This window comes from Algoriphagus oliviformis (genome assembly GCF_017254915.1).
In the GTDB taxonomy this organism is placed as follows: Bacteria; Bacteroidota; Bacteroidia; order Cytophagales; family Cyclobacteriaceae; genus Algoriphagus; species Algoriphagus oliviformis.
Window position 1 is genome coordinate 268,081 of record NZ_JAFKCT010000002.1, and the last position, 26,022, is coordinate 294,102.

The 26,022-nt window shown below is 53.9% G+C and carries 13 protein-coding genes; 10 read left to right on the top strand and 3 right to left on the bottom strand.

What is annotated here, in order from left to right:
- Positions 1 to 78: 78 nt before the first annotated feature.
- The gene (gene xylA / locus J0A68_RS06770) at positions 79 to 1,392 is read left to right on the top strand and encodes a xylose isomerase (RefSeq protein ID WP_206577428.1); all 1,314 of its coding nucleotides are present in this window, start codon (positions 79 to 81) and stop codon (positions 1,390 to 1,392) included.
- A gap of 204 nt (positions 1,393 to 1,596) precedes the next feature.
- On the opposite strand, the gene J0A68_RS06775 is transcribed toward xylA, so the two are convergent.
- The 3 genes from J0A68_RS06775 to J0A68_RS06785 all read right to left on the bottom strand — a co-directional run bounded on the left by J0A68_RS06775 (position 1,597) and on the right by J0A68_RS06785 (position 5,871).
- The gene (locus J0A68_RS06775) at positions 1,597 to 4,281 is read right to left on the bottom strand and encodes an ABC transporter permease (protein ID WP_262897996.1); all 2,685 of its coding nucleotides are present in this window, start codon (positions 4,279 to 4,281) and stop codon (positions 1,597 to 1,599) included.
- Positions 4,282 to 4,285: 4 nt separating this feature from the next.
- Positions 4,286 to 4,627, bottom strand: coding sequence for a PadR family transcriptional regulator (locus J0A68_RS06780; RefSeq protein WP_206577430.1), 342 nt, complete (start codon positions 4,625 to 4,627; stop codon positions 4,286 to 4,288).
- A gap of 203 nt (positions 4,628 to 4,830) precedes the next feature.
- Positions 4,831 to 5,871 carry a zinc-binding metallopeptidase family protein gene (locus tag J0A68_RS06785; protein WP_206577431.1) on the bottom strand — a complete coding sequence of 347 codons (1,041 nt, stop codon included), beginning with the start codon at positions 5,869 to 5,871 and terminating at the stop codon, positions 4,831 to 4,833.
- Positions 5,872 to 6,181: 310 nt separating this feature from the next.
- On the opposite strand from J0A68_RS06785, the gene J0A68_RS06790 reads away from it, so the two are divergent.
- The 9 genes from J0A68_RS06790 to J0A68_RS06830 all read left to right on the top strand — a co-directional run bounded on the left by J0A68_RS06790 (position 6,182) and on the right by J0A68_RS06830 (position 26,016).
- Positions 6,182 to 10,279 carry a hybrid sensor histidine kinase/response regulator transcription factor gene (locus J0A68_RS06790; RefSeq protein ID WP_206577432.1) on the top strand — a complete coding sequence of 1,366 codons (4,098 nt, stop codon included), beginning with the start codon at positions 6,182 to 6,184 and terminating at the stop codon, positions 10,277 to 10,279.
- A 155-nt stretch (positions 10,280 to 10,434) separates the two neighbouring features.
- A complete protein-coding gene (locus J0A68_RS06795; protein WP_236021381.1) occupies positions 10,435 to 11,418 on the top strand; it encodes a glycoside hydrolase family 5 protein in 984 nt (327 codons plus the stop codon).
- 492 nt (positions 11,419 to 11,910) lie between these two features.
- Positions 11,911 to 15,066: a SusC/RagA family TonB-linked outer membrane protein gene (locus tag J0A68_RS06800; protein ID WP_206577433.1), complete on the top strand. Its 3,156-nt coding sequence runs from the start codon at positions 11,911 to 11,913 to the stop codon at positions 15,064 to 15,066.
- Positions 15,067 to 15,080: 14 nt separating this feature from the next.
- A complete protein-coding gene (locus tag J0A68_RS06805; RefSeq protein ID WP_206577434.1) occupies positions 15,081 to 16,745 on the top strand; it encodes a RagB/SusD family nutrient uptake outer membrane protein in 1,665 nt (554 codons plus the stop codon).
- 30 nt (positions 16,746 to 16,775) lie between these two features.
- Positions 16,776 to 18,053, top strand: coding sequence for a glycan-binding surface protein (locus J0A68_RS06810; RefSeq protein ID WP_236021382.1), 1,278 nt, complete (start codon positions 16,776 to 16,778; stop codon positions 18,051 to 18,053).
- A 233-nt stretch (positions 18,054 to 18,286) separates the two neighbouring features.
- Positions 18,287 to 18,904, top strand: a complete 618-nt coding sequence (locus tag J0A68_RS06815; RefSeq protein ID WP_206568504.1) for a hypothetical protein — start codon at positions 18,287 to 18,289, stop codon at positions 18,902 to 18,904.
- A 99-nt stretch (positions 18,905 to 19,003) separates the two neighbouring features.
- Complete coding sequence (locus J0A68_RS06820; protein WP_206577435.1) at positions 19,004 to 22,210, top strand: VCBS repeat-containing protein; 3,207 nt, start codon at positions 19,004 to 19,006, stop codon at positions 22,208 to 22,210.
- A gap of 40 nt (positions 22,211 to 22,250) precedes the next feature.
- Positions 22,251 to 24,011, top strand: coding sequence for a glycoside hydrolase family 9 protein (locus tag J0A68_RS06825; RefSeq protein ID WP_206577436.1), 1,761 nt, complete (start codon positions 22,251 to 22,253; stop codon positions 24,009 to 24,011).
- 85 nt (positions 24,012 to 24,096) lie between these two features.
- Positions 24,097 to 26,016 carry a sialate O-acetylesterase gene (locus tag J0A68_RS06830; RefSeq protein ID WP_206577437.1) on the top strand — a complete coding sequence of 640 codons (1,920 nt, stop codon included), beginning with the start codon at positions 24,097 to 24,099 and terminating at the stop codon, positions 26,014 to 26,016.
- Positions 26,017 to 26,022: the final 6 nt, after the last annotated feature.

Consider the following 26,022-nt stretch of genomic DNA (forward strand, 5'->3'; position numbering starts at 1 on the left):
GGGGAGTTGAGAGGTAATTTTACATCGAAACAATACACCAATACAGAAACCTATTTTACCTAAATAACCAATTAAACTATGTCCAAGACCTATTTTCCAAACATCGGCAAGATCAAATTTGAAGGCCGGGAAAGCGAAAACCCATTAGCATTCCGCTATTACGATGAAAACCGTGTCGTAGCAGGAAAGACCATGAAGGAGCACTTCAAGTTTGCCATTGCCTACTGGCACTCCTTCTGTGCCACCGGTGCCGATCCTTTCGGTCCAGGCACGATCCAGCATGCCTGGGATGCCAGCCCGGATGCCGTGCAGCGCGCCAAAGACAAGATGGACGCGGCTTTTGAATTTTTCACCAAGATCGGCGTGGAGTACTACTGCTTCCATGACGTGGACTTGGTAGACGAGGGAGCGACCCTGGAGGAATACGAGGAGCGCATGCGCATCATCACCGACTACGCGCTGGAAAAGCAGAAAGCCACCGGCGTGAAGCTGCTGTGGGGTACTGCCAACGTATTCAGCAACCCGCGCTACATGAACGGCGCTTCCACCAACCCGAACTTTGACGTGCTAGCCTATGCCGCGACGCAGGTGAAAAACTCCATCGACGCGACCATCAAGCTGGGTGGAGAAAACTACGTCTTCTGGGGCGGTCGCGAAGGCTACATGTCTTTGCTCAACACCGACATGAAGCGTGAGAAAGACCATTTGGCGCAATTCCTTACCATGGCCCGTGACTACGCCCGTAAGAATGGCTTCAAAGGAACCTTCTTCATCGAGCCAAAGCCAATGGAGCCTACCAAGCACCAGTATGACTACGACTCCGAGACCGTAATCGGCTTCCTGCGCCACTATGGATTGGACAAAGATTTCAAACTCAACATTGAGGTAAACCATGCCACGCTGGCTGGGCACACCTTCCAGCACGAGCTGCAGGCTGCGGCCGACGCCGGCATGCTGGGAAGCATCGATGCCAACCGCGGTGACTACCAGAACGGTTGGGATACCGACCAGTTTGCGCTGAACCTACAGGAACTGGCCGAGTCCCAACTGGTGATCCTCGCTGCAGGAGGCCTCCAAGGCGGTGGTGTGAACTTTGACGCGAAGATCCGCAGAAACTCCACCGATCCTGAGGATCTGTTCCTGGCGCACATCGGCTCCATGGATGCCTTTGCCAGAGGCCTCTTGATCGCTGCCGACATCATGGAAAAATCCGACTACCTGGAGCGCAGAAAGAACCGCTATGCGAGCTACGACGCAGGAAAAGGCAAGGAGTTCGAAGAAGGAAAGCTGACGCTGGAGGATCTGAGAAGCCATGCCTTTGCTTCCGGAGAACCGACCCAGATCAGCGGCAAGCAGGAATACTTCGAAAACCTGATCAACCGGTTTATCTAAGAATTGAGGTATTTAAAACAAAGAATCCCGAGGCGAAAGCTTCGGGATTTTTTTGTAAAAGACCTTATTGACGTTAGCCCTCCAAGGGTTTCAAACCCTTGGAGGGCTTTGGAGGAATGCGGATTCAAACCCTCGGAGGGCTTTGGAGGGATGCGGATTCAAACCCTTGGAGGACTGCATCCCCATGAATCATGCATCTTGATTCTACTCGACCTTCAGGGTGTCCGCTACTTTGGATCTGGCCACGCGGATGGTCTGCGAGGAGATCGTGAGGACTCCCAATGCCAGCAGGACCAGCGATCCCAGTAGGACGGTCCCCAAGCCAAAATCCACTCGGTTGGGCAGGTTTTCCAACCAAAGCTTGTTGACAAAGTAGCTGAGGGGAGCACCCAAGGCTATGGACAGGGCCAGCATTTGCAAAAAGCCCTTGCTCAGCAGTAGGGTGATGCTGAAGTTGTCCGCACCGAGGAATTTTCGGATGCCTACCTCTTTGGTTTTCCGCTCAGCGGCATAGGTGGTCATCCCCAGCAGTCCAAGACAGGCGATGAAGATGGCCAGGAAAGACACGAAGCCAAGTATGGAGACCACATCAAAGAGTCCGCGGTGGGTTGCCTCGATCTCCTCGTCTAGAAACTGGTAGCTGAAGGAATGCACCGGATCGAGTTTTTTCCAATGGCCTTCCAGCTCGGCCAGGGTCTGCATCAGGTCTGGAGATGCGATTTTTACATTGACGTATTGAAACTGTTTGGGATCATAGCGCAGCATCAGCGGCGCGATGGCGTGCTCGTTGAGCAGGAGCTTGTATCGGAAGTCCTTCACTACCCCCGCCACGGTCAGCAGCGGTCCTCCCCACTTGGATTCAAACTGCAAGCCCACCATGGCATCCGCCGAGGGATAGCCCAGCTCTTTGGCCATGGCCTCGTTGACGAGGATCTGGGACTCGGCAAGTTGCTCGTTGGCGGAAAATGCAGAGCCAGCCAACATCTCTATTCCCAGGTTTTCAGGGAAATTCCGGTCGATGTGGAGTATGCCCACTGACCGATAGTCCGACTGCTCGCCTAGGACGCGGATTTGGCTGTTGTTGTTGGTGCCGGTGGCAGGGATGATGTCACAGGCCGAGATAGTCGATACGCCGGGAATGCGTTCGAATTCTCCGCGCAGTTTTTCGTAGTCCAGGCCTTGGAGTTGGATGTTGACGATGTTTTCCGACTGAAAGCCATAGTCAAAGGCCATGTAGTGCTTGAACTGGTTATAAATCAAGATCGACGTGGTGATGAAAAACAGGGAAACCACAAATTGCGACACGCCTAACAGCTTGCGCAGCCGCAACTTGCCTGCGCCGCCCGTTTCGGAAAGGCTCTTCAGTGCCTTGATGGGCTGGTAGCCGGAGAGGAAAAGGGCAGGATAGATGCCGGCGATGAGACCCACGACCACAGCCAGCAGGATGAAGCCGAGGAAAAGTGAAGGGAAGAAGGGCAGCTGAAGGTTCAAAAACTGGTTGACCCAAAGCCCCTTAAAGAAGGGAATCAACGCCAATAGTAGCAGGCTGGCGATGGCTAGTGCTAGCAAGGCGGTGAGCACCGATTCGCTGAGAAACTGTGCGACCAGATTTTTGCGAAAGGCGCCTGTGACCTTGCGAATGCCGATTTCCTTGGCCCTGGTCAGCGCCCTGGCAATGGACAAGTTGGTGTAGTTGAGACAGGCTGAGGCCAGGATAGCCAGTGCCAGGCCGATCAGGAAGTAGTAGGCAAACATCGGCAGCCTGAAACTGGTGTCGTTGTTGACAATGCCGAGGGCCACGTCCGGCAGTGGCTGGGAAGCCATCTTGAAGCCTTTGGTGTGGTCTGCTTTGATCTCTTCGGCCCGACGCTGCACGATGTCGTTGAGGTTGGCATTCAGCTCCTCGGGGGAGCCGCCCTCTTGCAGCAGGGCGAAGGTGTAGGTGCGGAAAAAGTACGTCCAATCCTCGCGCCGGTCTTCGAGCTTTCCCGCGGTGATGAGCGAAGGCATGCTGCTATCCGACACCAGGATGTCAAACGTGAGGTGGGAAGGGTAGCGCTCCCGATCGATCACGCCCGTGACGGTAAAGTTTCCCCAATCCAGAGCAACCGTTTGCGTGGAGTCTTTGGCATCGGTGATTCTGGTCCGCTGATCCTGTAGCTGAATGGTCTTTCCGAGTGGACTTTCATCCCTGAAAAGGAGGGTTGCCAGCTCTTTGGTGATGATCGCCGAATAAGGGGCCGTGAGCGCGCTTGCTGGATCTCCATATTCCAGAGGAAAGCTGAATAGGCGGAAAAAACCGGGGTCGGCGAAGAGGCCATTGATGCCCTTGGTTTTGTCCTCGAAGATGGCATCTCCGCCGATGCCGGGGATCAGACGGGTGGTCGCCTCGACCGAGGGATAGCTTGCAAGCTCTGCCGCAAGGGGCTGGGGAGAGGTGGCGTATTGATTTCTGGATCCTTCGTGGTCAGAGAGAATCCGATAGATCCTGTCCTTCTTTTCATGAAACTGATCTGAGCTGGTCTGCTCGGCCAGCATCATCAGGATCAGCATACTGACGGACATGGCCAGCGCCAAGCCAAAGATGTTGATGAAGGAAAAGGTCTTGTACTTGAGCAGGTTTCGAAAGCCGATTTTGAAGTAGTTGCGGTACATGGCGCTGTGGTTTAGGTGTGGTGTAAAGCCAAGGGGTCTGATGATGCCGGGTCGGAAGAGGAGGAGCACATCCCAGGCAAAGCGGAGGTCAGCCTTTCTTTTTCCCAAAGTCTCGACCCGCTCTTGGTGGAGTTCGATCAGGTCGCCTTCTATGTAGATTCGCAAATTCGGGTCACAGAATGCCCGGAAGAGCCGAAGTGGAAGGCGGGGTGGTAATGGACTTGCTTCTTTCATGGGATCATTGGGCGGTCTTGAGGTTCCATACAGCAGCGGGAATGGCCTGCCAAAGCGATTCCCGAGTCTCGCGGGAATGCGCGAGTGCGTTCCTTCCGGCTGCGGTGAGTTGGTAGAAGCGCTTGGGTCGGCCGGCCCGCTCTTGGGTTCCGGCTCCTTCCTGTGATTTCAGATAGCCTTTTTTCTCCAATCGCTGTAGGGCGGTCTGCAAGGCTCCGACGCTCACCCCCCGATCAAGGCGTTGTTCCATCTCGTTTTTGATCGCCACGCCATAGGCCTCGTCGTAGAGAATGCCTACGGTGAGCAAGACCAGTTCTTCAAATTCTCCCAATTGATATTGTCCCATTTCGCATGAATTGATTCCTAATTGTAGTATTCAAGCGCGTGCCAAATGGGAAAAAGTGGTCTTTGGAAGCCAGCGAGGGCATTGCCGCCCTTTTAGCTGTTCAAAAGTGTACAGGACTTTGTCTGTTTGCGACCAAAAAAATGATCTCAGGAAGGTGTCTAAAGGGCTGCAATTATGGGGTTTGTTGGGCTTTCATTTTGGCATCAGTCCTTTACCAGTCGGTGGATGGCCGCCATTTTTTCCAATACCGTCAGACTCACGACGAAGGGATAGGCGTCCGGCACTCCCATGGATCGGTTGAGGCTGTTGATGGTGAAAGACACCGGCATCCAGGCTTGGAAGATCCGGTCAAATTTCGCCTGGGTGTAGGGATCGAGGTCGATGGTCCCTCGTAGGCTTTTGGAGCGCAGTTTTGGCTTTACGCTGAGTCCGAAATAGTAGGCTGTCTCGGCCATGTCAAGGATATGGAGGTAGTGGGCCCAGGTCTCGGCCCAGTCTTCCCAGGGGTGCGCACTCGCATAGGAACTGATGTGGCGATCTTGCCAGTCTGCGGGGGCGCCCTGCTCGTAGTGGAGACTCAAGGCTTGCCCATAGTCAGTCCGCTCGTCCCCGAAAACAGTCCTGAATTTCTGTACCGCTTGCTCCCGGCCAGCGACCAATCGATCCCAATAATAGTGGCCCACCTCGTGGCGGAAATGACCAATCAGCGTGCGGTAAGCTTCGGAGAGCTGCGTTCGGATCTGTTCGCGGTGTACCGAGTCGGCCTCGGAAAGGAGGATGGTCACGACACCGTCCGCATGGCCCGTCATGATGTCGGAGTCCTCGGTCTTCGAGATGAAGTCGAAGCAAAGCCCGGTATTCGCATCGAGCATCTTGCTGGTGAGCGGGAGCCCGAGCCGAACCAGTTGATAGACCAAGCGATGTTTGGCTACTTCGAGCTTTTGCCATTTGGACATGTTCTCTTGGTCCGAAAGGTCGGGGATAGTCCGGTTCAGCGCGCAGGCGACGCAGAATTCGGCTTCGCTCTCTGCGGGAATCAGCCAGTTGCAAACGCCAAACTCCAGGTTTTTGCAATACTTGTAGGCCTTGCGATCCTTGTCCGACACCATGGGTACGGCATCGGGGCGGAAGGTGAGCATTTCCAGTTTTGTGACTGAGAATCCACAGTGGTGTCCGCATTTTTCACAATGTGTATTTTCAAAATACAGCGGGTTTGAGCAATTGGCACAATCAAACAGTTTCATAGGTTTTGGATTTGGCGTTTTATGGAGCTTTTGCCGGTCGTTTTTCTCCTTTGATAGGCGGAGTGGTGTGTCCGACGAGAGCCCCAGTCTGCTTAGTGACAAATGATGCGCCATGCGTTGGGAAAAAGGCCGGGATACATTCCGCGTCAGACTGTTCCGCTTTTGGTCGTTTGACGGGTGAGAAAAGCTAAAATGGGGTCGGCCTTTCTTTGCCAAAAGTTTTTTGTTTCTTTTGGAATGAGTTGCCTGTGGTGGCAATGCGGCGTCTATGCCCGAAATAAGAGAGATTTGCCAGGCGAATCGGAGAGCTATGAGCAGTAAAGGAAGGAATTTGTTGATGGGGATTTTCTTGGCGTGGAGCCTGTGCTTCCAGTCCTTGAAGGCCCAGTCCCACCTGGATGAGTTGGTTTTTCGCAGCTTGGACGAGGATTTGGGCCTGTCCAGCTCCAATGTGCTCGCCATCCTTCGCGATCCCAATGGGATGATGTGGTATGGCACGGCTTTCGGCCTCTATCGCTACGACGGCACCCGCGTCAAGGCTTTTTTCAACTCCGCAGATACCAGCTCTCTTTCACACAATTCCATTTCAAAACTGGCCATGGGCCCCGAAGGCAAGCTTTGGGTAAAAAATGTCAACGGAAGGTTTGATGTCTACGACCCAAAGACCGGGAAATTCGCCCGAGGCACGCTCGGTTTTACCAAGCAATACAGCCTGGCCTCGGACTCCATCGGGATGGTCATGAAGGACCGGCAGGGGAGGTTTTGGTTTACCCATTCGGAAAAGGGCATCAGCATCTTTGACCCCGTCAAAAAGCAGACGGACTATCTCCGGGCCGGTGGCGGCAGTGGAAGCCTTTCTTCCAACAAAGTAGCGGCTGTGGCCGAGGCACCCGACGGGATGGTCTGGGCGGTGAACCAATCTGGATTCATCGAACTGATCGATCCCAATCGGCTGATTGTGACGAAAACCCTGAGGCTTCCGACTGGGAAAATCCCCGAGTTGGCCAGCTATGAGCTGGTGCTCGACTCAGAGGGAGACGCTTGGATCTTTGACCCCGAGCGGGACTTGGGCGTGTTTTGGGTGGACGGCTTAAGTCATGAAGTCGCTGTGTGCCGGGAAAACGAGGGCTTGCTCCGATTGAACAACAACATGGTCAAGGCCGTGGTGGAGGCCCAAAAGGGCCAAATCTGGCTCGGCACCGACCACGGAGGGATCAATTCGATTGACAAGGAAAAACGAATCGTCCGCTTTTTTGACAAAGAAGGGAGCCCTGAGTCGGCCATGCCGCATAGTGTGGTCTATGCGCTGTACAAAGACCCAGAGGATATCATCTGGGTGGGGACGCATAAGAAGGGCGTGTCCTATTACCACAAAGGCCTGCTGCGCTTTTCCCATGTGCGGAAGAATTTCTCCGAAGCCAATTCCCTTCCTTTCAGCGATATCAACGCTTTTGCCGAGGACAGCCTGGGCAACCTTTACATCGGTACCAACGGAGGCGGGCTGATCTACCACAACAGAAAGAACAACACCTATCGCCAGTACCGCCACGAGCCCAGCGATCCCAAAAGCCTCACTGGCGACGTGATCGTGGATCTGATGATCGACCACGCGGGGATTCTTTGGATTGGGACTTATCTGAACGGCCTGGGCAAGTTTGATGGCAAGAGCTTTACCAATTTTGCACTGTCCGAGGAAGCTATAGGCGGGATCGCCGGCCCCAACATCTGGAAGCTTTTTGAGGACAGCAAGCACCGCATCTGGATCGGAACGCTGAGGTCGGGCATGTCGATGCTCGAGCCGGATCGGAAGACTTTCCACAACTATCCCGCAGGAAGCGAGCCTTTTCTCCCCCACAATCAATACATCACTGGCTTTGCAGAGGACCGGGCGGGCAATATCTGGGTGGCGGGCGGCACTGGGCTGAACGTGATCAACTTCGACAAAAAGACCAGCGCGTACTATTCAGAGGCCCAAGACAAGGGACTCAAGGAGTCCAGCACCACCGAACTCTTTGCCGACGCAGAAGGAGTGGTCTGGCTGAACACCCAAAACGGTCTCCACTATTTCGATGCGCAGGACAGTGTGTTTGTACACTATGGACAGGAGGAGGGGCTGCCTACCGGCTACCTCGTGGACGTGCTGGACGACGAGCAGGGCAATCTGTGGATCAGCACGCAGGCGGGACTTTCCTACGCCCAAGTCAACCGCCGGACTAGGCCTTTTGAGATCGTGTTCCAAAACTTTGACCAAAAGGACGGCCTGCAGGCTGCGCTTTTTAACAAGAACTCTGCGATCAAAACTCAAAATGGCGAGTTCCTCTTCGGTGGACCCAATGGCTATAACATATTCCGCTCGGAGAATTTTGCCTTTGAGCAAAACAACCCTCCGGTGGTCTTCACCGAATTGCAGCTTTTCAACAATACGGTGGAGGTAGGGGATGAGCTCGGGAACCGGGTGTTGCTCAGCCAAACCCTCGAAAACACCGACAAGCTGGTGCTGAAGCATGACGAGAACATGTTCAGCATCGGTTTTAGCGCACTCAATTTTCTTTATCCTGAAAAAAACAAATACCGCTACAAGCTGCTTGGCTTCAATGAGGACTGGATCTACCTAAACGACGACCTGGCCAAGGTCTCCTTTACCAACCTGGATCCCGGCAACTATACGCTGGTGGTGCAGCCCGGCACCGTGCTGGAGGGCTGGAGCAAGGAGGAGTACAAGCTCGACATCGTGATCGAGGCTCCCTTTTGGAAGACTCCTTTGGCTTATTTTATTTACCTCCTGCTGATAGCGGCAGTGGTGTACTTCTTCCGAAATCAACTCCTCAATCGGCAAAAGGAGAAGTTTGAGCGGGAAAATGCCCTGCGGGAGGCCAAGCGGGTGCAGGAGCTGGACAGGTTGAAGACCAAGTTTTTCACCAATCTGAGCCATGAGTTTCGTACGCCGCTCTCCCTGATCCTGACGCCGACGGAACATCTAATCTCCAGCTCCGGAGACTCTGTGCTGACGGGCCAATACAAGATCATCCAACGCAACGCCCGCCGGCTCCTCAAGCTGATCAACCAGCTTCTCGACGTAAAAAACGTGGACAAAGGTGCCTTGGCCTTCCACCCGGCGGAGGGTGATATCGTGCAGTTCGTGAGGGAATGCATCGCGGATTTCAAGGAGCTGTCCGAAAACCAGCACATCCATCTCCACTTCGAGACCCGAATGGAGTCCTTGCAGGCGATTTTTGACGCGGACAAGCTGGAGAAGATCATTTTCAATCTCCTCTCCAACGCCTTTAAGTTTACCCCTGAGGATGGAAGCATCCAGGTCACCTTGGAGATGCTGTCCGAGCATGAAGACAAAGGCGTGCTTTCTCTGGCCGTGTCGGATACTGGAGTCGGGATTTCCCCTGAGGACAAAGAGCGGGTTTTCGACCGCTTCTTCACCACCGAGGGGCATGGCCAGCAGCTGAATCAGGGAAGTGGAATCGGCCTCGCGCTCGCCCAGGATTTTGCCAAGATCATGGGTGGGCAGATCGACTTGGAAAGCAAGCTGGGAAAGGGCTCGGTCTTTACGCTCACCCTGCCGGTTGGCCTGATACTGCCCGAGGAAGGGGAGGAGGGCTCCGCTATGGAAGGGGACTTCTCCAAGACCGAGAAAGACAGCATCCTGATCGTGGAAGACCATCGTGAGTTTAGAAACTACCTCAAAGACTGCCTCTCCGACTCCTACCACGTGCTGACCGCCGCCAATGGAGCCCAGGCCTGGGAGATTGCGCAGGAGCAGATTCCGGATCTGGTGATCTCCGACTGGATGATGCCGGTGATGGATGGAAAGGAGCTTTGCCAAAAAATCAAGGGCGACATCCGTACCTCCCATATTCCGGTCATCCTCCTCACAGCCAAGAAGTCCGAGGAAAACCTACTCCGTGGATTGGACAGTGGCTGCAACCTCTACCTAACCAAGCCATTCAACCTCGAAGTGCTGCAGCTGAGCGTGAAAAATCTCCTGCGGGAAAGAAGCCTAGTGCAAGAGCAAAACCGCCAGAAAATCCAGATCAACGCCTCTGAGGTCGAGGTGGTGTCTATGGACGATCAGTTGATCCAGAAGGCCGTGGCGCTGGTGGAGCGACACATCAAGGATGAGCAGCTCTCGGTGGAGTTTTTGAGCTCTGAGCTGGCCATGAGCAGGGTGCAGCTTTACAAAAAGCTACAGTCACTGACGGGCAAGAGCCCGATCGAATTTATACGTCTCATCCGTCTGCAGCGCGCTTCGCAATTGCTGCTGAAAAGCCAGCTGAACATCAGCGAAGTGGCTTTCCAGGTGGGGTATAACAACGCCAAATATTTTTCAAGGCATTTCAAAGCCGAGTTTGGCTGCCTGCCCTCGGAGTATGCGGCCAAGTCGGTGGTGCAGTAGCCTTGCCTTTTTTCATGTGCTAGACGGCAGGATGTCTGGGTGTAACTGAGCGTCTGCCTCCCGTTTTACTTTCAATACCCCAATCCGAAACAATCGATACCCTCCTCGGGCTAGGGAATGGGCTATACTTGCCCGTCAATTAACCTAACCCAATCATGAAACCTATTTTGATCGCTTTGATCGGTCTGCTGATGGCCTGTACCGAAGCCTCTGAGCCTGCTGCCGCCACCCCGACCCCCGAGCCAGAGACATCCACCCAGCAATTCTTTGGCCCCCTAAGTGTCCGCGCCGGACAGCTGAGCGACCGGGATGGGAAACCCGTCATGCTCAGAGGAGTCAGCTTTGGCTGGCACAATTGGTGGCCGAGGTTTTACAACCGGTCGGCTGTCGCTTGGCTCAAGAAGGACTGGAACGTCAACATCGTCCGTGCGTCCATGGGCATTGATCCGGATGGAGCTTACTTGGACAAGCCTGAGCTGGCTTTGGAAAAAATCAAAGCCGTCGTGGACGCCGCCATCGCAGAGGATGTCTATGTGATCATCGACTGGCACAGCCACGACATCTACCTGGAAGAAGCCAAAGCCTTTTTTGCGGATATAGCACAAACCTACGGGGATCATCCCCATGTGATCTATGAGCTTTTCAACGAGCCAGACCAGGAGTCTTGGGAAGAGGTGAAAGCCTACAGCGAAGCGCTGATCGCCGAAATCCGAAAATATGACGAGGACAACATCATCCTGGTAGGTTCGCCCACGTGGAGTCAGGACTTGCATCTCGTCGCGCAAAATCCCATTCGAAACCAGCAAAACCTGATGTATGTGCTGCACTTCTATGCCGCCACGCACAAGGACTACCTGCGGACGAGAGCCGATGCGGCGATGCGTGCGGGCATCCCGGTTTTTGTGTCTGAGTGCGCGGGCATGGAGGCCAGCGGTGACGGCCCCATAGACCAAGCCTCATGGAAGGCTTGGCTAAACTGGATGGAGGCCAAAAAAATCAGCTGGATCGCCTGGTCGGTTGCCGACAAGGACGAGACCTGCTCCATGCTGCTCCCGGACGCGGCGTCCACAGGGAACTGGACGGAGCAGCAGCTGAAGCCTTGGGGCCAACTCGTACGGACTACCTTGAGGAGTAAATAGGCGGCGTCTGGGCCAAAACGTCAGCGACTTGTGTGCTTGGCATCGGGATTTCCCTTTTGCGAGAGCTTCGAAAGCCGGGGTGCTTTGCAAAGAAGTCGGGTTTTTCTGAAAAAAGATTCGCGAAAGCACTCTCCAAAAACCTCGAAATCCTTTCAAATAGGCGGTTTTCTCGCTGGTTAACATTTGATACCCCAATTGAAAACATTTGTACACCCTTATAAAATAAGCCTTCAACTACATTTATTCGGATCAAAGCAATAAACCCAATTACCTCGATCCCTCCTTTGATTTTGTCTGCTCTTGCTGTGCAGACCGGACTCGCCCGACGTCCGTGACAAGGAGGAAAACCCGATGGAATCTTGGGTTTGGCGCTGCGATTTTTTCTAACCAAAACCAACGCAGTGAAAAAACAACAGACACACTCTCGCTTAAGGAAGCTTCCTTTTCCTTCTCTTGCCTATTATCCAATTTCCAACAATTAAACCCTTAATGATGAAAAAACTATTACCGCTATGGCTGATGCTTTTGGTAGGTGTGGTTCAAGCCCAGGTGACCGTGCGAGGCACGATCAAGTCAGCGGGCGACGGACTGGGCCTGCCGGGAGTTACGGTTTTGGTCAAAGGAACCACTACCGGTATAGCCTCCAACGGAGATGGCACCTATTCCATCTCAGTGCCCAATTCCAATGCTGTGCTGGTGTACAGCTTTATTGGATTTAAGTCCCAGGAGATTTTGGTCGGCAACCAGTCGGTCATCGACGTCAACCTGGAGGAAGACATGTCCTCGCTGGATGAAGTGGTGGTCGTGGGATACGGTACCATGAAAAAGCGCGACATGTCCAGTGCCCAGGTATCCGTGAGTTCCGAGGATATCGAGCGGACCGTCAATACCACCGTAGAGCAAGCCCTCCAAGGTCGTGCTGCAGGTGTCTATGTGACGCAAAACACCGGAGCTCCAGGAGGTGGTATCTCGGTCAACATCCGCGGGGTGAACTCCATCGGTGGCACCAACGAACCGCTGTATGTCATCGACGGGGTACAAATCCAACCCCAGACCGTCTCCTACGGCAACACCTCCAGCACCAATCCGCTGGCAGGGCTCAACCCGAGCGACATCGAGTCAATGGAAGTACTCCAAGGCCCATCCGCGACGGCGATCTATGGCTCCAGAGGAACCAACGGAGTCATCATGATCACCACCAAGCGTGGCAAGGCCGGGATGACCAAGATCAGCTACAACTACCTCTACAGCTTGCAGGACAAGCCGGACAACCTGGACGTGATGTCGCTGAACCAATACGCCACCATGGTCAATGAGATCAACGAAATCACTGGCGGTACTCCTCCGGCGGCATTCCTTGATCCAAGCCTGCTGGGTGAGGGAACCAACTGGCAGGACGCGCTCTTCAAGACTGCCGGGCTGAACAAGCACACCCTGACGCTCTCGGGAGGCAATGAAGCAACCCAGTTTTACATCGCTGGTGAATACTTCAATCAGGAAGGCGTGGCGATAGGTTCGTCTTTTGACCGCTACTCGCTCCGTACCAACATCGACAACCAGACCAGAAAGTGGCTGAAAATCGGCCTGAACATGCAGCTCTTCCATACCGACGAGCAGCTGGCTACCGGTAGTTCGGATGTGATCAACAACGCGATCCAGATGGCGCCAAACATCCCCGTGACCAATCCTGACGGTTCTTGGGGCGGTGCCGACCCGATCAACGGTTCGAGCTTGCAGTTCACTCCGCCCAACCCAATTGCCTTGGCAAACCTCCTTGACAGAAACTACATCAGAAGGGGAGCCATGGGTGGCTTCAACGTGGAAATCGGCATCATCGAAGGCCTGAAATTCCGCACCATGCTCAACGGAAACGTGAGCTACAACAACGGCCACTTCTTCACGCCTACCTATACTCTCGGGTCTGTGACCAATGACGTGAACAGCCTGAGCAAAAACACCGACAACAGCTTTGGCTGGAACTGGAGCCAGATCCTGACCTACAACAAGGTCTGGGGCAAGCATGCACTCGACGTGATGGCCAGCCATGAGGCTCAAGCCAACAAATACGAGTTTATGAACGCGGGAAGGGTGAACTTCCCTTCCAACGAACTTCCTGAGCTGGGCCTTGGCTCTGCGACCGGAGCGACCAACAGCGGAGGCGCGGGCCACTGGGCGATGGAGTCCTTTTTTGGCCGTGCCAACTATACCTTCAATGAGAAGTACATCATCCTCGGTGCGTTCAGAGCCGATGGTTCAGCCAACTTTGGCCCCGAAAACCGTTGGGGATATTTCCCGTCCATGTCTGCGGCATGGAGGATTTCCGAAGAGACTTTCCTGGAAAACGCCACCTGGATGGACGAGCTGAAGCTGCGCTTTGAGACCGGACTCACCGGTAACCAGGGCAACGCCAACGCAATCTTTGCCCCGCTGAGCTCCCCGAGTATCCCGACTCCATGGGGTGGTGGCTTCCTGGTGTCCCGCTTTGGCAACCCATCATTGAAGTGGGAGGAAACGTCTACGATCAACTTCGGCTTTAACCTGAACATGTTCAACAATAGAGTTCAGGTCGAGGCGGATTACTATGTGAAAAAGACCGACAACCTGCTCCTGCCAAACCCACTGCCTTGGTACATGGGTACGTCTGCGGAAGGTAGCATCGGCACGCCTACAGTAAACATCGGAGCACTGGAAAACCGTGGCTACGGCATAACGATCAATACCGTGAACATCGACAACCGCGCCAGCGGATTCTCTTGGACTTCCAACTTCAACTTCTCCGGCTTCAAAACCGAGGTGACGAAGTTTTTCTCCGAGACCGCCTTCATCGACCGCACCGCTTGGTACATGAACAACTTCACGCAGCGTGCGATCCCTGGGCAAGCTCCTTGGCTATTCTACGGCTATAAGTACGACGGCCTGTATCAGTCCATCGAAGAGGTGGAATCCAGTGCCCGTCCAGTGGACAACACCGGCGCACCGCTTCCGGTAGGTTCTGACGGAGTCTATGTCGGTGACATCAAGTACGTCGATATCAACGAAGATGGGGTGATCGACGAGCGCGACCAGACCTTCATCGGCAACCCTTGGCCTAAGTTTACCTTCGGTACCACCCAGCAGTTTTCCTACAAAAACTTCACGCTGGATGTCCTCCTGACCGGCTCCTTTGGAAACGATATCTACAACTACAACAGATACTATAACACCAACCCGAACAACGTGAACCTAGGCAGAAACATGCTGCTGGAGACTTACGACTACGCCCGCATCGAGATGGATGAGTCCGGCAATCCTTTCCTGGTAAATCCTGAGACGGATATTCCAAGAATCACGGTGACCGACCTGAATGGCAACGGAACCAGACTTTCTGACAAGTTTGTGGAGGATGGCAGCTATGTGCGGGTGAAAAACATCCAGCTGGCCTACGCTTTCCCTGCCGAGCTGATCGGCAAGCAGAAGGCTATCCAAGGAGCCAGACTTTCCTTTGGCGTGCAGAATGCCTTCACTTTCACGAAGTACAAGGGATACGATCCTGAAGTAGGTGCCTATGTGGGCAACAACGTCTCCGCTGCCAACCAGCTGATCGGGGTGGACTACGGCAGATATCCATTGACCAGAATGTACACGTTCAGCCTGGGCATTGACTTCTAATCCGACAGACAACTATGAAAACTAACATGAAAATCCGAAATAGAATCGCAGGGGCATGCCTTCTGCTGGGCGGACTGGTAGGTTGTTCGGAATCATTTCTGGATAGGCCTCCTTTGGACGCCATCGTAGATGCCAATTTCTACAAGACCGACGACCAGATCCTGGCTGCTTCGGCTCCTCTTTACAACATCGTTTGGTTTGCCTACAACGATAAAGCCAGCCACGGTATCGGCGACGCAAGAGGCGGGATCTTGACATCGGGCTCCTATCAGCTCGAAAATGTGCGCTTCAACACCACCGGTGAAACCGCCGAAAACGGGGCTTCCTGGCGTGCCTTTTACAACGTGGTCGCCCAGTCCAACTCGCTGATCAACAACATCAACCAGTTTGTGGGTGAGGACGTGACCGAGCGCATCAAAAACCACGGCTTGGCCGAGGGTAGGTTTATGCGCGGGCTTGCGTACTCTTATCTGGTGCAAAACTGGGGGCCTGTGCCCATCATCACCAACAACACGGCACTGCTGCAGGACACGACTATCGCTCGAAACACCGAGGAGTCCGTCTGGCAGTTTATCATCAAGGATTTCCGCTACGCTGCGGAAAATCTGCCGGAGAATGCCGTGATGAACGGACGCCTGACCAAGTGGAGCGCAGAAGGTATGCTGGCCAAGATGTACCTCACCAAAGCAGGGGTTAGCGGTTCCAGAAATCAGTCCGATCTGGACTCTGCGGCCTATTTTGCGAAGCGCGTCATCGACAACAGTGGCGCGGCGCTCGTGGCAAACTATGAAGACCTCTTCAAGACCCAAAACAACGGCAACGTAGAGACACTTGCGGCGCTTCAGTGGGTGTACAATGCGGGGCAGGCTGGCCAGTGGGGAGCCCAAAACTCCGTGCAGGCGTTTTTGGCCTACGGCTCTGAGATCACCGGCTTTGGTGATGGATGGGGTGGAGACATCGGCGCGTCCAAGTGGATGCTGGACATGTATGATGATTTGGTTTTTGACAAAAGGAGAAAAGCAACCTTCATGTTCCCAGGCGACCACTATCCCTACATCACGCAGGTGCCCCCGGGAGGCTCTGCCCAAGAGCTCCGAGTGCCGGCCAGAAGCTTGGATGGCGCAAGACCCTATAACAGCCGCGCGTGGGTGAAAAAGTATGTGGTCGGCAGACCGGAGGACAACGACGGCAAAGTCGTGCAGCAGGGTACGGAGATCAACACCTACATCCTGAGACTCGCCGACGTGTACCTGACCTATGCAGAAGCGGTATTGGATAAGAATCCAGCCGAAGCCCTGAAATACGTCAACTTGGTGCGCAAGCGTGCCGGTGTCAACGAGCTCAGCGCGGTGACTTGGCAGGATGTGTTTGAGGAGCGTATCAAGGAGTTTGCGATGGAGGGGCAGGCCTGGTATGAGTTTACCAAGCTGGAATACTACGACCCCGCCAAGGCCTACAGCATCTTGGCTGGCCAGGACAGGGGAACCTTCCGTGTGTATGCAGACCAGATTCCCGATCCTACCATTTGGGAGATCGAGATCCCTTCGGACGATACTTCTCCGCGGTATTTCCCAGTGAGTGAGGCCAATTTCAAAATCCCGATTCCTTCTTCGGAATTGGCTCGCGCTCCAAACCTGCGAAAGCCTCCGGTGCCGTATGACTTCACGGCAGGAAACTGATTTATAGGTTTTTAATCCATTGACATTCACATGAAAATCATACAACATATCTACAAATCGAGCCATTCCGTCCTGGTGGCGGCTGCGCTCGTGGGGACGGTTTTCCTGGGTGCCTGCCAGGAAGAGGACGAAATCAGCGTAGGACCACCGGCTATCGAGCGGGTGAGAACGACCGATCCCAGCACCACGGACAGTTCCTTTACCAGCGCCACTTTGGGAAGTACCCTGGCGATCATGGGAGCCAACTTCCTCGGAACGCAGGAAGTGTATCTCAACGACTATCCGCTGGGAGTGAACACCGCCTATGTGACCAACAACAGCGTGATCGTGACCATTGGAGATAGTGTGCCTACGGTGGCTACAGATCCCAATGTGCCAAACAAACTGCGATTGGTGACCAAAAGCGGGGAGTCTGTCATAGACTTCCAAACCCTTCCTCCCGCACCTCTGGTGACCCAGGTGAAAAACCAATACCTGAAGCCGGGCGATGAAATGACGCTCTTTGGTCGCTACTTCTACTTCGTGGACACGGTCTATTTTCCCGGTGAGGACGTCTTCGTCACCTCCGGATTTCAGACCAACGCCGCCGGAACCAGCCTGACGGTCACCGTACCGCAGGGGGTGGATTTCAGCAGCTCCCAATCCATCTCTGTGGTCACCCGAAGCGGTGGCTCGGCTACCAACAGAAACACCCAGATCTACAATGGCAAGGGTATGGTGGCGGACTTTGACACGGACGGCGTACTGAAGTGGCCTTGGGACTGGGGCTGGGGAATCTCCGGCGACATGATCCAGTCCAGCCAGCCGGGTATCGAGAGCCTTGAGGGAGATTTTGCGGGGATGAACCAGTCTTTCCCAGCCAACTGGGGATGGAACAACGACAAAGTCATCAACTTGGCCAATTGGGGCGGAGAGCAGATCTTCCCAACTGCGCCAGCTGAGGAATATAGCCCTTCAGCTCCTGCGGCCAGCTTTGACATCCGATTCGATATAGCGATCAACACCACCGAAAACATCTCTGGGCTGGTGTTGCAAATCTGGTATCCGGACAGCAAGGGCAACGAATTGAGCTACAACATTCCGCTGTCGGACTTTATCAAGTCCACCGATGGCAGCTGGTACACGCTCTCTACGGCGATGAATCGACTGACCAATGGCTCCACGCGTCTCAATACCTATGGAGACTTCCTCAAGGGAGACGGGGGAGGAGTGAAGCAGCTGCGATTGCTGGTCATCAACACCACCTCCAGCGACATCAAGGCCGTGGTCGGGGTTGACAACATCCGAATCGTGAGAGCGGTAAATTGAATTTCATAGACGGTTTGCATATCCAGTCTCCGAGGTGGAAAGTTCTATCTCGGAGATTTTTCACTCCTAAATTCGCCTATTCAAATCTCTTACTCTTATCGAGCGATAATCACTCTGGTTACTCGCCATCTTATCCTGATTGTGGTTTGTCCTTAGTTGCAAAAATGCAGGGGAATTTCTCAGGACATCCACTACATCGATTTCAGTATTTATCGGCTTTAATCCACACCACTTTGTCCAGTTCTACGAAGATTTTTCTTTTGATTTTCACCTTGATCCATCTCTCTACCGGAGCATTTTCTCAGTCTGAGAAAAGTCGAAAATATTTGGATATTAAGGAAGTACAGCTGAATGATTCCGTGTTGGTCGAGGCAATTTCCGCTTTGATCGATACGACCTTTGTGTCTGTTGGAGAAGCACCTTTCGATGCTAATATTTCTCCTTTTGAGCAAGGCAAAGGGTATGTTGAGCTGAAGGTTTGGAATAATCAACCGGGAGATATCCTTACAAAATACCAGGTTACGCCAACTCTTAATACGGTGGAGGCAGATCATTCTGATTCGGTCTATCCCCAATTTTTCGCCTACATTAAAGATCGCATAATACTGATCTATTGCATGACTTGCCTGAATGAAACCCAGATCGGAAACACATTAAGCGAAGAATCAAAAGTTGCTTTTCGGGAGCGATTGGAGCCATTTTTGGTTCCCACTGTGAAGATAAAATCCCCCGGAAAAGATGGCCTACTTTTCGACGAAGATTTCCGGGTTCAATATTATTTTATAAAGCCTGCATTCGAGATTTTGGTGCACAGGTCTGGAGAATACGTGATTAACTTTGAACCTCACTAGATGGACTGGGATCGAGCACATATTTTTTTCCGAAGATATTCGGTGATTTTTGTATGGGTGCTCATTTGCGGTGTTTCGTTTTTTTCTTGTGAAAGCAAAATGCAGGAACAAAGGATGTCGCTTTTTGAGGCTTTGAGTCCGGATTCCACAGGAATCCATTTTACCAACCAAATCCAAGAGACCGCCCAAGCCAATATCCTGACCTACCAATATTTCTACAACGGCGGCGGTGTGGCCGTGGGCGACCTCAACAATGACGGGCTCGAAGACCTGTACTTCACCGCCAACCAAGGCCAAAACAAACTTTTCCTCAACCAAGGCGAGCTCAAGTTCCGCGACATTACCCTGGCCACCGGTACGGGCGGACGCGACCAAGCCTGGTCCACCGGCGCGGTCATCGTGGACATCAACGCCGACGGACTCAAAGACATCTATGTGTGCTACTCCGGTGACCTACCGGAGGAGCTGCGCAGCAACCAACTTTTTGTAAACCAAGGTCTGGATGCCAAGGGCATTCCTTTTTTCAAGGAAATGGCCAAGGACTTTGGGCTGGACGATCCGGCTTTTTCCACCTCGGCCTATTTCTCAGATCTGGATAAAGACGGGGATCTCGACCTGCTTCTGCTCAACCATAATCCGGCGCTTTTCAACAACTTGAACGTAAATGCCTTCAAGACCATGCTGGCCACTCCCGACCCCATGAGTTCCAGCAAGGTGTATCGTAATGAAGGTGGAAAGTTCCGCGACGTTTCCGCGGAGATTGGCATCGCCACCGGCACGCTCAGCTATGGGCTCGGGGCGAGCATCGCCGACTTCAACGGAGACGGATGGCCGGATATCTACATTGGAAACGACTACTCCGCGCCGGACTATTTCTACGTGAATCAAGGCGACGGCACCTTTGTGGATCAGGTGCTGGGAGCCTTTGGGCATACCAGCCTGTACTCCATGGGCGTGGACGCGGCGGACTTCAACCGGGACGGAGCGCTGGATCTGATTACGCTGGATATGCTTCCGGAGGACAGCAAACGCCAAAAACTCCTGCACAGTCCGGAAAACTACGAGCACTACGGGCTCTTTGTCGAGGCAGGTCTCCATCACCAGCTGATGCGCAATATGCTGCAGGTCAACAATGCAAACGGGACGTTCTCCGAAGTCGGCCAAGCCGCAGGCTTGGCGATGACTGACTGGAGCTGGGCACCGCTTTTTGCGGACTTCGACAACGACGGCTGGCCGGATCTCTTTGTGTCCAACGGCTTCCTGAAGGACTTCACCAACCTGGATTTTATCAACTACAGGGAGCAGGTCCTGGCCAACCCAAAGCCCGGCCAGCAGCAGATCCTAGAGCTCATTGCCGCCATGCCCGCCACCAAGCTGGGCAACTATGCCTTCAAAAACCAGAACGGAAGCACCTTCCGAAACAGCTCAGCGGATTGGGGGCTCGACACTCCCAGCAACAGCAACGGCGCGGCCTATGCCGACCTGGACGGAGATGGAGACTTGGAACTGATCGTCAACAACCTCAACGATCCCTCACAGATCTACAAAAACCTCAGTCGGGAACGTCAACAAGGCCATTTTATACAAGTCAAGCTGGCCGGAGAAAAGGGGAATTCCAGCGGTGTGGGAGCCAAGCTTTGGTTGTACTCCGACGGTGCCACCCAATATCAAGAGCAGGCGATTTACCGTGGTTTTCAGGGAAATGTATCGGAGGTGCTGCATTTTGGGTTGGAAAATCCGAGCATCGATTCGCTTCGCATCCAGTGGCCGAATGGAAAGGTTCAGATGCTAAGAAGTCCAAAGGCCGACCAGCGGTTGACCCTGAGGATAGAGGAGGCAAATGGCACAACGCTAGCCAAGCCCTCGGTTTCTCCTCGGTTCCAGCTTGTCGATGAATTTCCTTTTGGCAGGATCGCCGAGCGATCAAACGATTTCAAGCGTCAAAGCCAGTTGCTCTATTCCCTGAGTCGGGATGGGGTCTTTTTCGGTGAAGGCGACCTCAATGGGGACGGGGAGGCGGATCTGGCCTTCGCCACTTCGAGAGGGCACCTGATGAGGTTCGACGGCAAAAGCCAAAAATTGCTCGCCTTTCCCTTGGTCGATATCCCCCCTAATATTACGGCTCTGCTATGCCTGGACCTCGATGCAGATGGGGACTTGGATCTCTACCTGGCCAATGGAGGCTATGGAAACCTTAGCGAAAACGACCCGGCTCTTCAGGATCTCGCTTTGGTCAATGACGGTAAGGGCACCTTGACGGCAGCTCCCAGGGGATTCCTGCCGGAAAGTCTCACGGCTACTTCCGTTGCTGTGGCTTGGGACTACGACGGGGATGGACGGGAGGAAATTTTCCTTGGAGGGGGCTATACGCCCGGTCGCTGGCCGGAGTCTGCGGGATCGTCTTTGTTGAAAAAGTCCCAAAGCGGCTTTGAGATCCATGCCGATCCGATTTTGGATTCCCTGAAGCGGGTCAAAGATGCATTGGTCTTTGACTTGGACGGAGATGGCGTGAAGGAATTGGTCGTAGCTTCCGAGTTTGACCGGCTTCGGGTTATTTCTGCAAAAGATGGAAAACTAGTCGACCGAAGTTCGGAATTTTTTCCTGCGGGAAAGACCGGACTCTGGCGAAGTCTACTGCTGGAGGATCTGGACGGAGACGGCAGTCCCGAGCTGCTCGCGGGCAACTGGGGGCTGAATTCCCGACTGCGAACGGAGGAGGAAATGCCCGTGCGGGTCTATTTTGCCGACTTTGACCAAAACGGTTCGGTCGATCCCCTGATGACTTTCCCGATACAAGGGAAGGAAGTTCCTTTTCTTTCTAGGGACGAGCTGGCGGCTCAGATGTACCGCAAAAAGGCGCTTTTCCCCAAACACGAAGGCTTTGCCAGTGCCGGCATGGCCGATATCCTCACGCCCGAGGAGCTTTCCCGTGCGGCGACTCTCGATGCGGAACGCTTGGAAACCCAGCTTTTCACCCTAAAAAACGGCCGCTTTGAGCCCCTGCCTTTGCCAGCCCAAGTCCAATACGCGCCCGTCAATGTTGCCTTGGCCTTGGAGGGAAGCACTTGGGGAAAAGAGTTGCTGCTGCTCGGAAACATCGACCAGCCCCGGCTCAAGCTGGGGAAAATGGACGCGAATCAAGGGCTCCTGCTGCGTTGGGATCAAGTCCGCCAATCTTGGCTTACGGTTCCCCAAACCCAGTCAGGATTGCCGCCGGGAAATGAGGTGAATTCGGCCGTGACGCTGGGAAACAGGCTATGGGTTGGGGTGGAGAGCGAAGGGGTCAAAGTCTTTGAGTATAAGTAAAACCAAAATTTTATATGGCTGATATACAGCTGTTTGGAATATGTCTCTGAAACTAAATATTTTATTGCTCATAGCGGCTGTTTGGGCCTCTTGCACCACCAGCCAAAGCATAGATTCCCTGGAGCTGAGTGAGGCTATCCGGCTTAATCAGGTGGGCTATCTTCCGGAGGGTGCCAAAGTTGCCATTCTCTTGTCGGAGGAGTCCGTGGACGGTTTTTTCGTTTGGGATGTTGTGGAAAAAGCGGTGGTTTTTGAGGCCAAGGCAAAGGAACTTGAGATGGAGACGCTTTCTGGCCAAAGGGCCTGGAGGCTGGACTTTTCGGCACTTTCCGAGTCTGGTACCTACGAGATCGGAGTGCCCGGTTTGGGCAAGTCTTATCCTTTCGAGATCGGGGAAAATGTGTTTGGGAACCTGGCCGGAGCTTCGCTAAAGGCTTTTTACTTCCAGAGGGCTTCGGTGGATATCCCAAGGGAATTCGGCGGAACCTGGGCCAGAAGTATGGGCCACCCCGATACGCTGGTGCGGATCCACCCTTCGGCAGCCAGCGCCACTCGACCGAGTGGCACCCTCGTGTCAGCGCCCCGAGGCTGGTACGACGCCGGAGACTACAACAAGTATGTCGTCAACAGCGGCATCACCGTCGGAACGCTTTTGTCGCTGTATGAAGCCTATCCTGCCTTTTTCGCAAAGCAAAGACTGAATATCCCGGAGTCTGGAGATGGAGTGCCCGACATTCTTGTAGAAATCGCTTGGAATCTGTACTGGATGCTGGCGATGCAAGACCCGATGGACGGGGGAGTGTACCACAAGCTGACCACGGCGAGGTTTGAAGGACTGGACCTAGAGCCTAGAGAGGCGGTGAACCAGCGCTATTTGGTACAAAAAAGCACCGCGGCGACTTTGGATTTTGCGGCGGTGATGGCCCAGGCGGCGAGGGTCTACAAGGCCTTTTCTCCTGAGGATGCCATAGGCTACCAAAAAGCCGCCGAAAAGGCCTGGTCTTGGGCTTTGGAACATCCGGAGGTCTACTACCGACAAAACGAACTGAATGATGCCTTCGACCCAGACATCAGCACGGGCGCCTACGGTGACCAAAATCTGGATGATGAGTGGGTTTGGGCGGCGGCAGAGCTCTTTGTCTCTTCCCACAATCTCAACTATTGGGAGGTACTTCAGCGAGCTGAGCTGGACTACCGCCTGCCATCTTGGAACCAGGTCAAATGGTTGGGCTTTTATTCCCTAATCCGGCATGAGAAGTCTCTGCCCCAGATCCCTGCGGAATGGATGTCCACGTTGAAAATCAACCTGGTCACCGCCGCCAAGTCCTATCAAAATGGGGCCCAGTCGCATGTCTGGCTTTCCCCCATGGGAGCTGAGCCAAAGGACTTCATCTGGGGTAGCAATGCGGTGGCAGCCAATCAGGGAATCTTGCTTCTTGAGGCCTATAGACTAAACGGAGAGGACGGGTTTCTCCAAGGTGCAAGGGCTAACCTGGACTACATCCTCGGCAGGAATGCTACAGGCTACAGCTATGTGACGGGTTTTGGCAGCAAGACTCCGCTTCATCCCCACCATCGTTTGGCGGTGTCGCGTCAGGACTTGCCGCCATTGCCGGGGTTTCTCGTGGGAGGCCCCAATCCCTCCCAGCAGGATGGCTGTGACTATGCCAGCAAGGTGCCCGACGAATCCTATGTGGACGATGCCTGTAGCTACGCGTCCAACGAGATAGCGATCAACTGGAATGCGGCATTTGCTTATTTGGTCAACGCAATCCAAGCAACGGAAGAACTCCCGGAATAGAGCTTTTGCGAAAGTTTTTGGCTGAATTGGCACAGATAAACCATTTATTTTTGGCAAATTCCCAGACAATCGACCAAATCTCACCTTGAAGAAGTTTCTCCTCTTTGCCTTGCTATTGCCCTTGGCTTTTGCCTGCGGCCTGTCCAAGCCGGATTCGGCCGTCGAGTTTCCAAAACTGATATCCGAGGGCATGGTAGTCCAGCGAGACCGATCCATCAAGATCTGGGGGAGGGGAATTCCCAAAGAGAAAATCCGGGCAAGCCTGGCTGGGGCAATCGGCAGTACGCAGGTATTGCCCGACAGTACTTGGATCGTGCAGCTGCCTCCTTTGCCAGCCGGCGGCCCTTACGAACTCGTGGTGAATGTCCAGACTGTCAAGGATGTCTATATCGGCGACGTATGGCTAGCCGGAGGCCAGTCCAATATGGAATGGCCCCTGAAGTCGGGCGTGATCGGTGCGCAGGAGGAATTTGCCAAGGCGGACTTTTCTTCGATCCGCTTCTTCAAGGTCGCCAAAGACTATAGCGTGGACGAAAAGACGGATGTCTCCGAGGGGCAATGGAAAGTAGCCAACTCGGAAAACCTGCCGGATTTTTCCGCAGTAGCCTGGTTTTTTGCCAAGAAAAACCATCTGGAAAAAGGCGTGCCTGTGGGCGTCATCGAGTCCAATTGGGGCGGGACTCCAGCGGAGGGATGGACGGAGACCGAGGTTCTCGCTGGAATAGCTGAGCGATCCTATACCAAGGAAGCCAACGAGCTGCTGGAGCAGGCCGAGAAATGGAGGGAGATTTTGGCGGAAAACCAAAGGCGACAAATTCTCCGCGACAGCCTGATCGGGCAGCCGGACTCGGCCAAGGCCCGCACCGTGGCTTCCCTCGAATACAACGACGCCTCTTGGAGGTCAATCAGCCTCCCGGCCGCCAATCCCCTCGAACACATCGCTTGGGTGAGAAAACGCTTCAACCTTGCCACAACCGAAAATGTCGTCCTCACGCTGCCGGACGTGCAGCAGATGGCCTACTTCTATGTGAACGGAACCTTAGTCCATCACCGGGACTGGGGGGCATCGATGCCTGAGGTGGAGATTCCCTCAGAAATTCTCAACAAAGGCCAAAACGTGTTGACCATCCGAGCGGTAAACGGCTGGAACAACAAGCCACAGGTCGGCTCAAAGGATCAGATGTACATCACGCAGGAGGGCAAAAAAGTCAATCTGGAGGGTACTTGGACGTATTCCAACGATCAAGTCGAACCTCGGGTGCCAGTGGTGGAATACCACAACTGGAGACCTGGGTTTATGTTCAATGCGATGATCGCCCCTTTGACGAACTACACCATCCGCGGGGTCATCTGGTATCAGGGCGAGAGCAATGCCGGCAGGGCCGAGGAGTATAGGGAGCTTTTTGGCACTATGATCACCAACTGGCGAACGCGATGGAAGGCGGAGAAAATGCCCTTTCTTTTTGTCCAGCTGGCCAACTTCATGGAGCGGAAGCAAGTGCAGCCCGAAAGCAACTGGGCTCACCTGAGGGATGCCCAAACGCAGACCCTGGAGCTGCCGGCTACCGGAATGGCGACTATCATCGACATAGGCGAGGAGACGGACATCCATCCGCGAAACAAAAAAGACGTGGGCGAGCGGCTTTGGCTGCAGGCAAAAAAGGTGGCTTTTGGTGAGGATATCCTCGCTTCCGGACCGGTATTCAAGGAAGCGAGGCTGCAGGAGGATGGGGTGCTGGTGACTTTTTCCGAATTAGGCGAAGGCCTGAAGTTGGTGTATGGAGAGGAGGTTTTAGGCTTTGTCGGAGAGAATGCAGCGGGGAAATTTGAGGCGCTCAAAGGGACTTTGTCAGGCAAAGCCCAAGTGCTCTTGGAATTGCCCCAGGGTTTTGTGCCGGTGGGAATACGCTATGCCTGGGCCGACAATCCGGAGGTGAATCTGGTGAATAGCCTGGACTTGCCAGCTGTGCCGTTTAAGGCCAGTTTGGAGATGGAGCAGAAATAGCCGGAA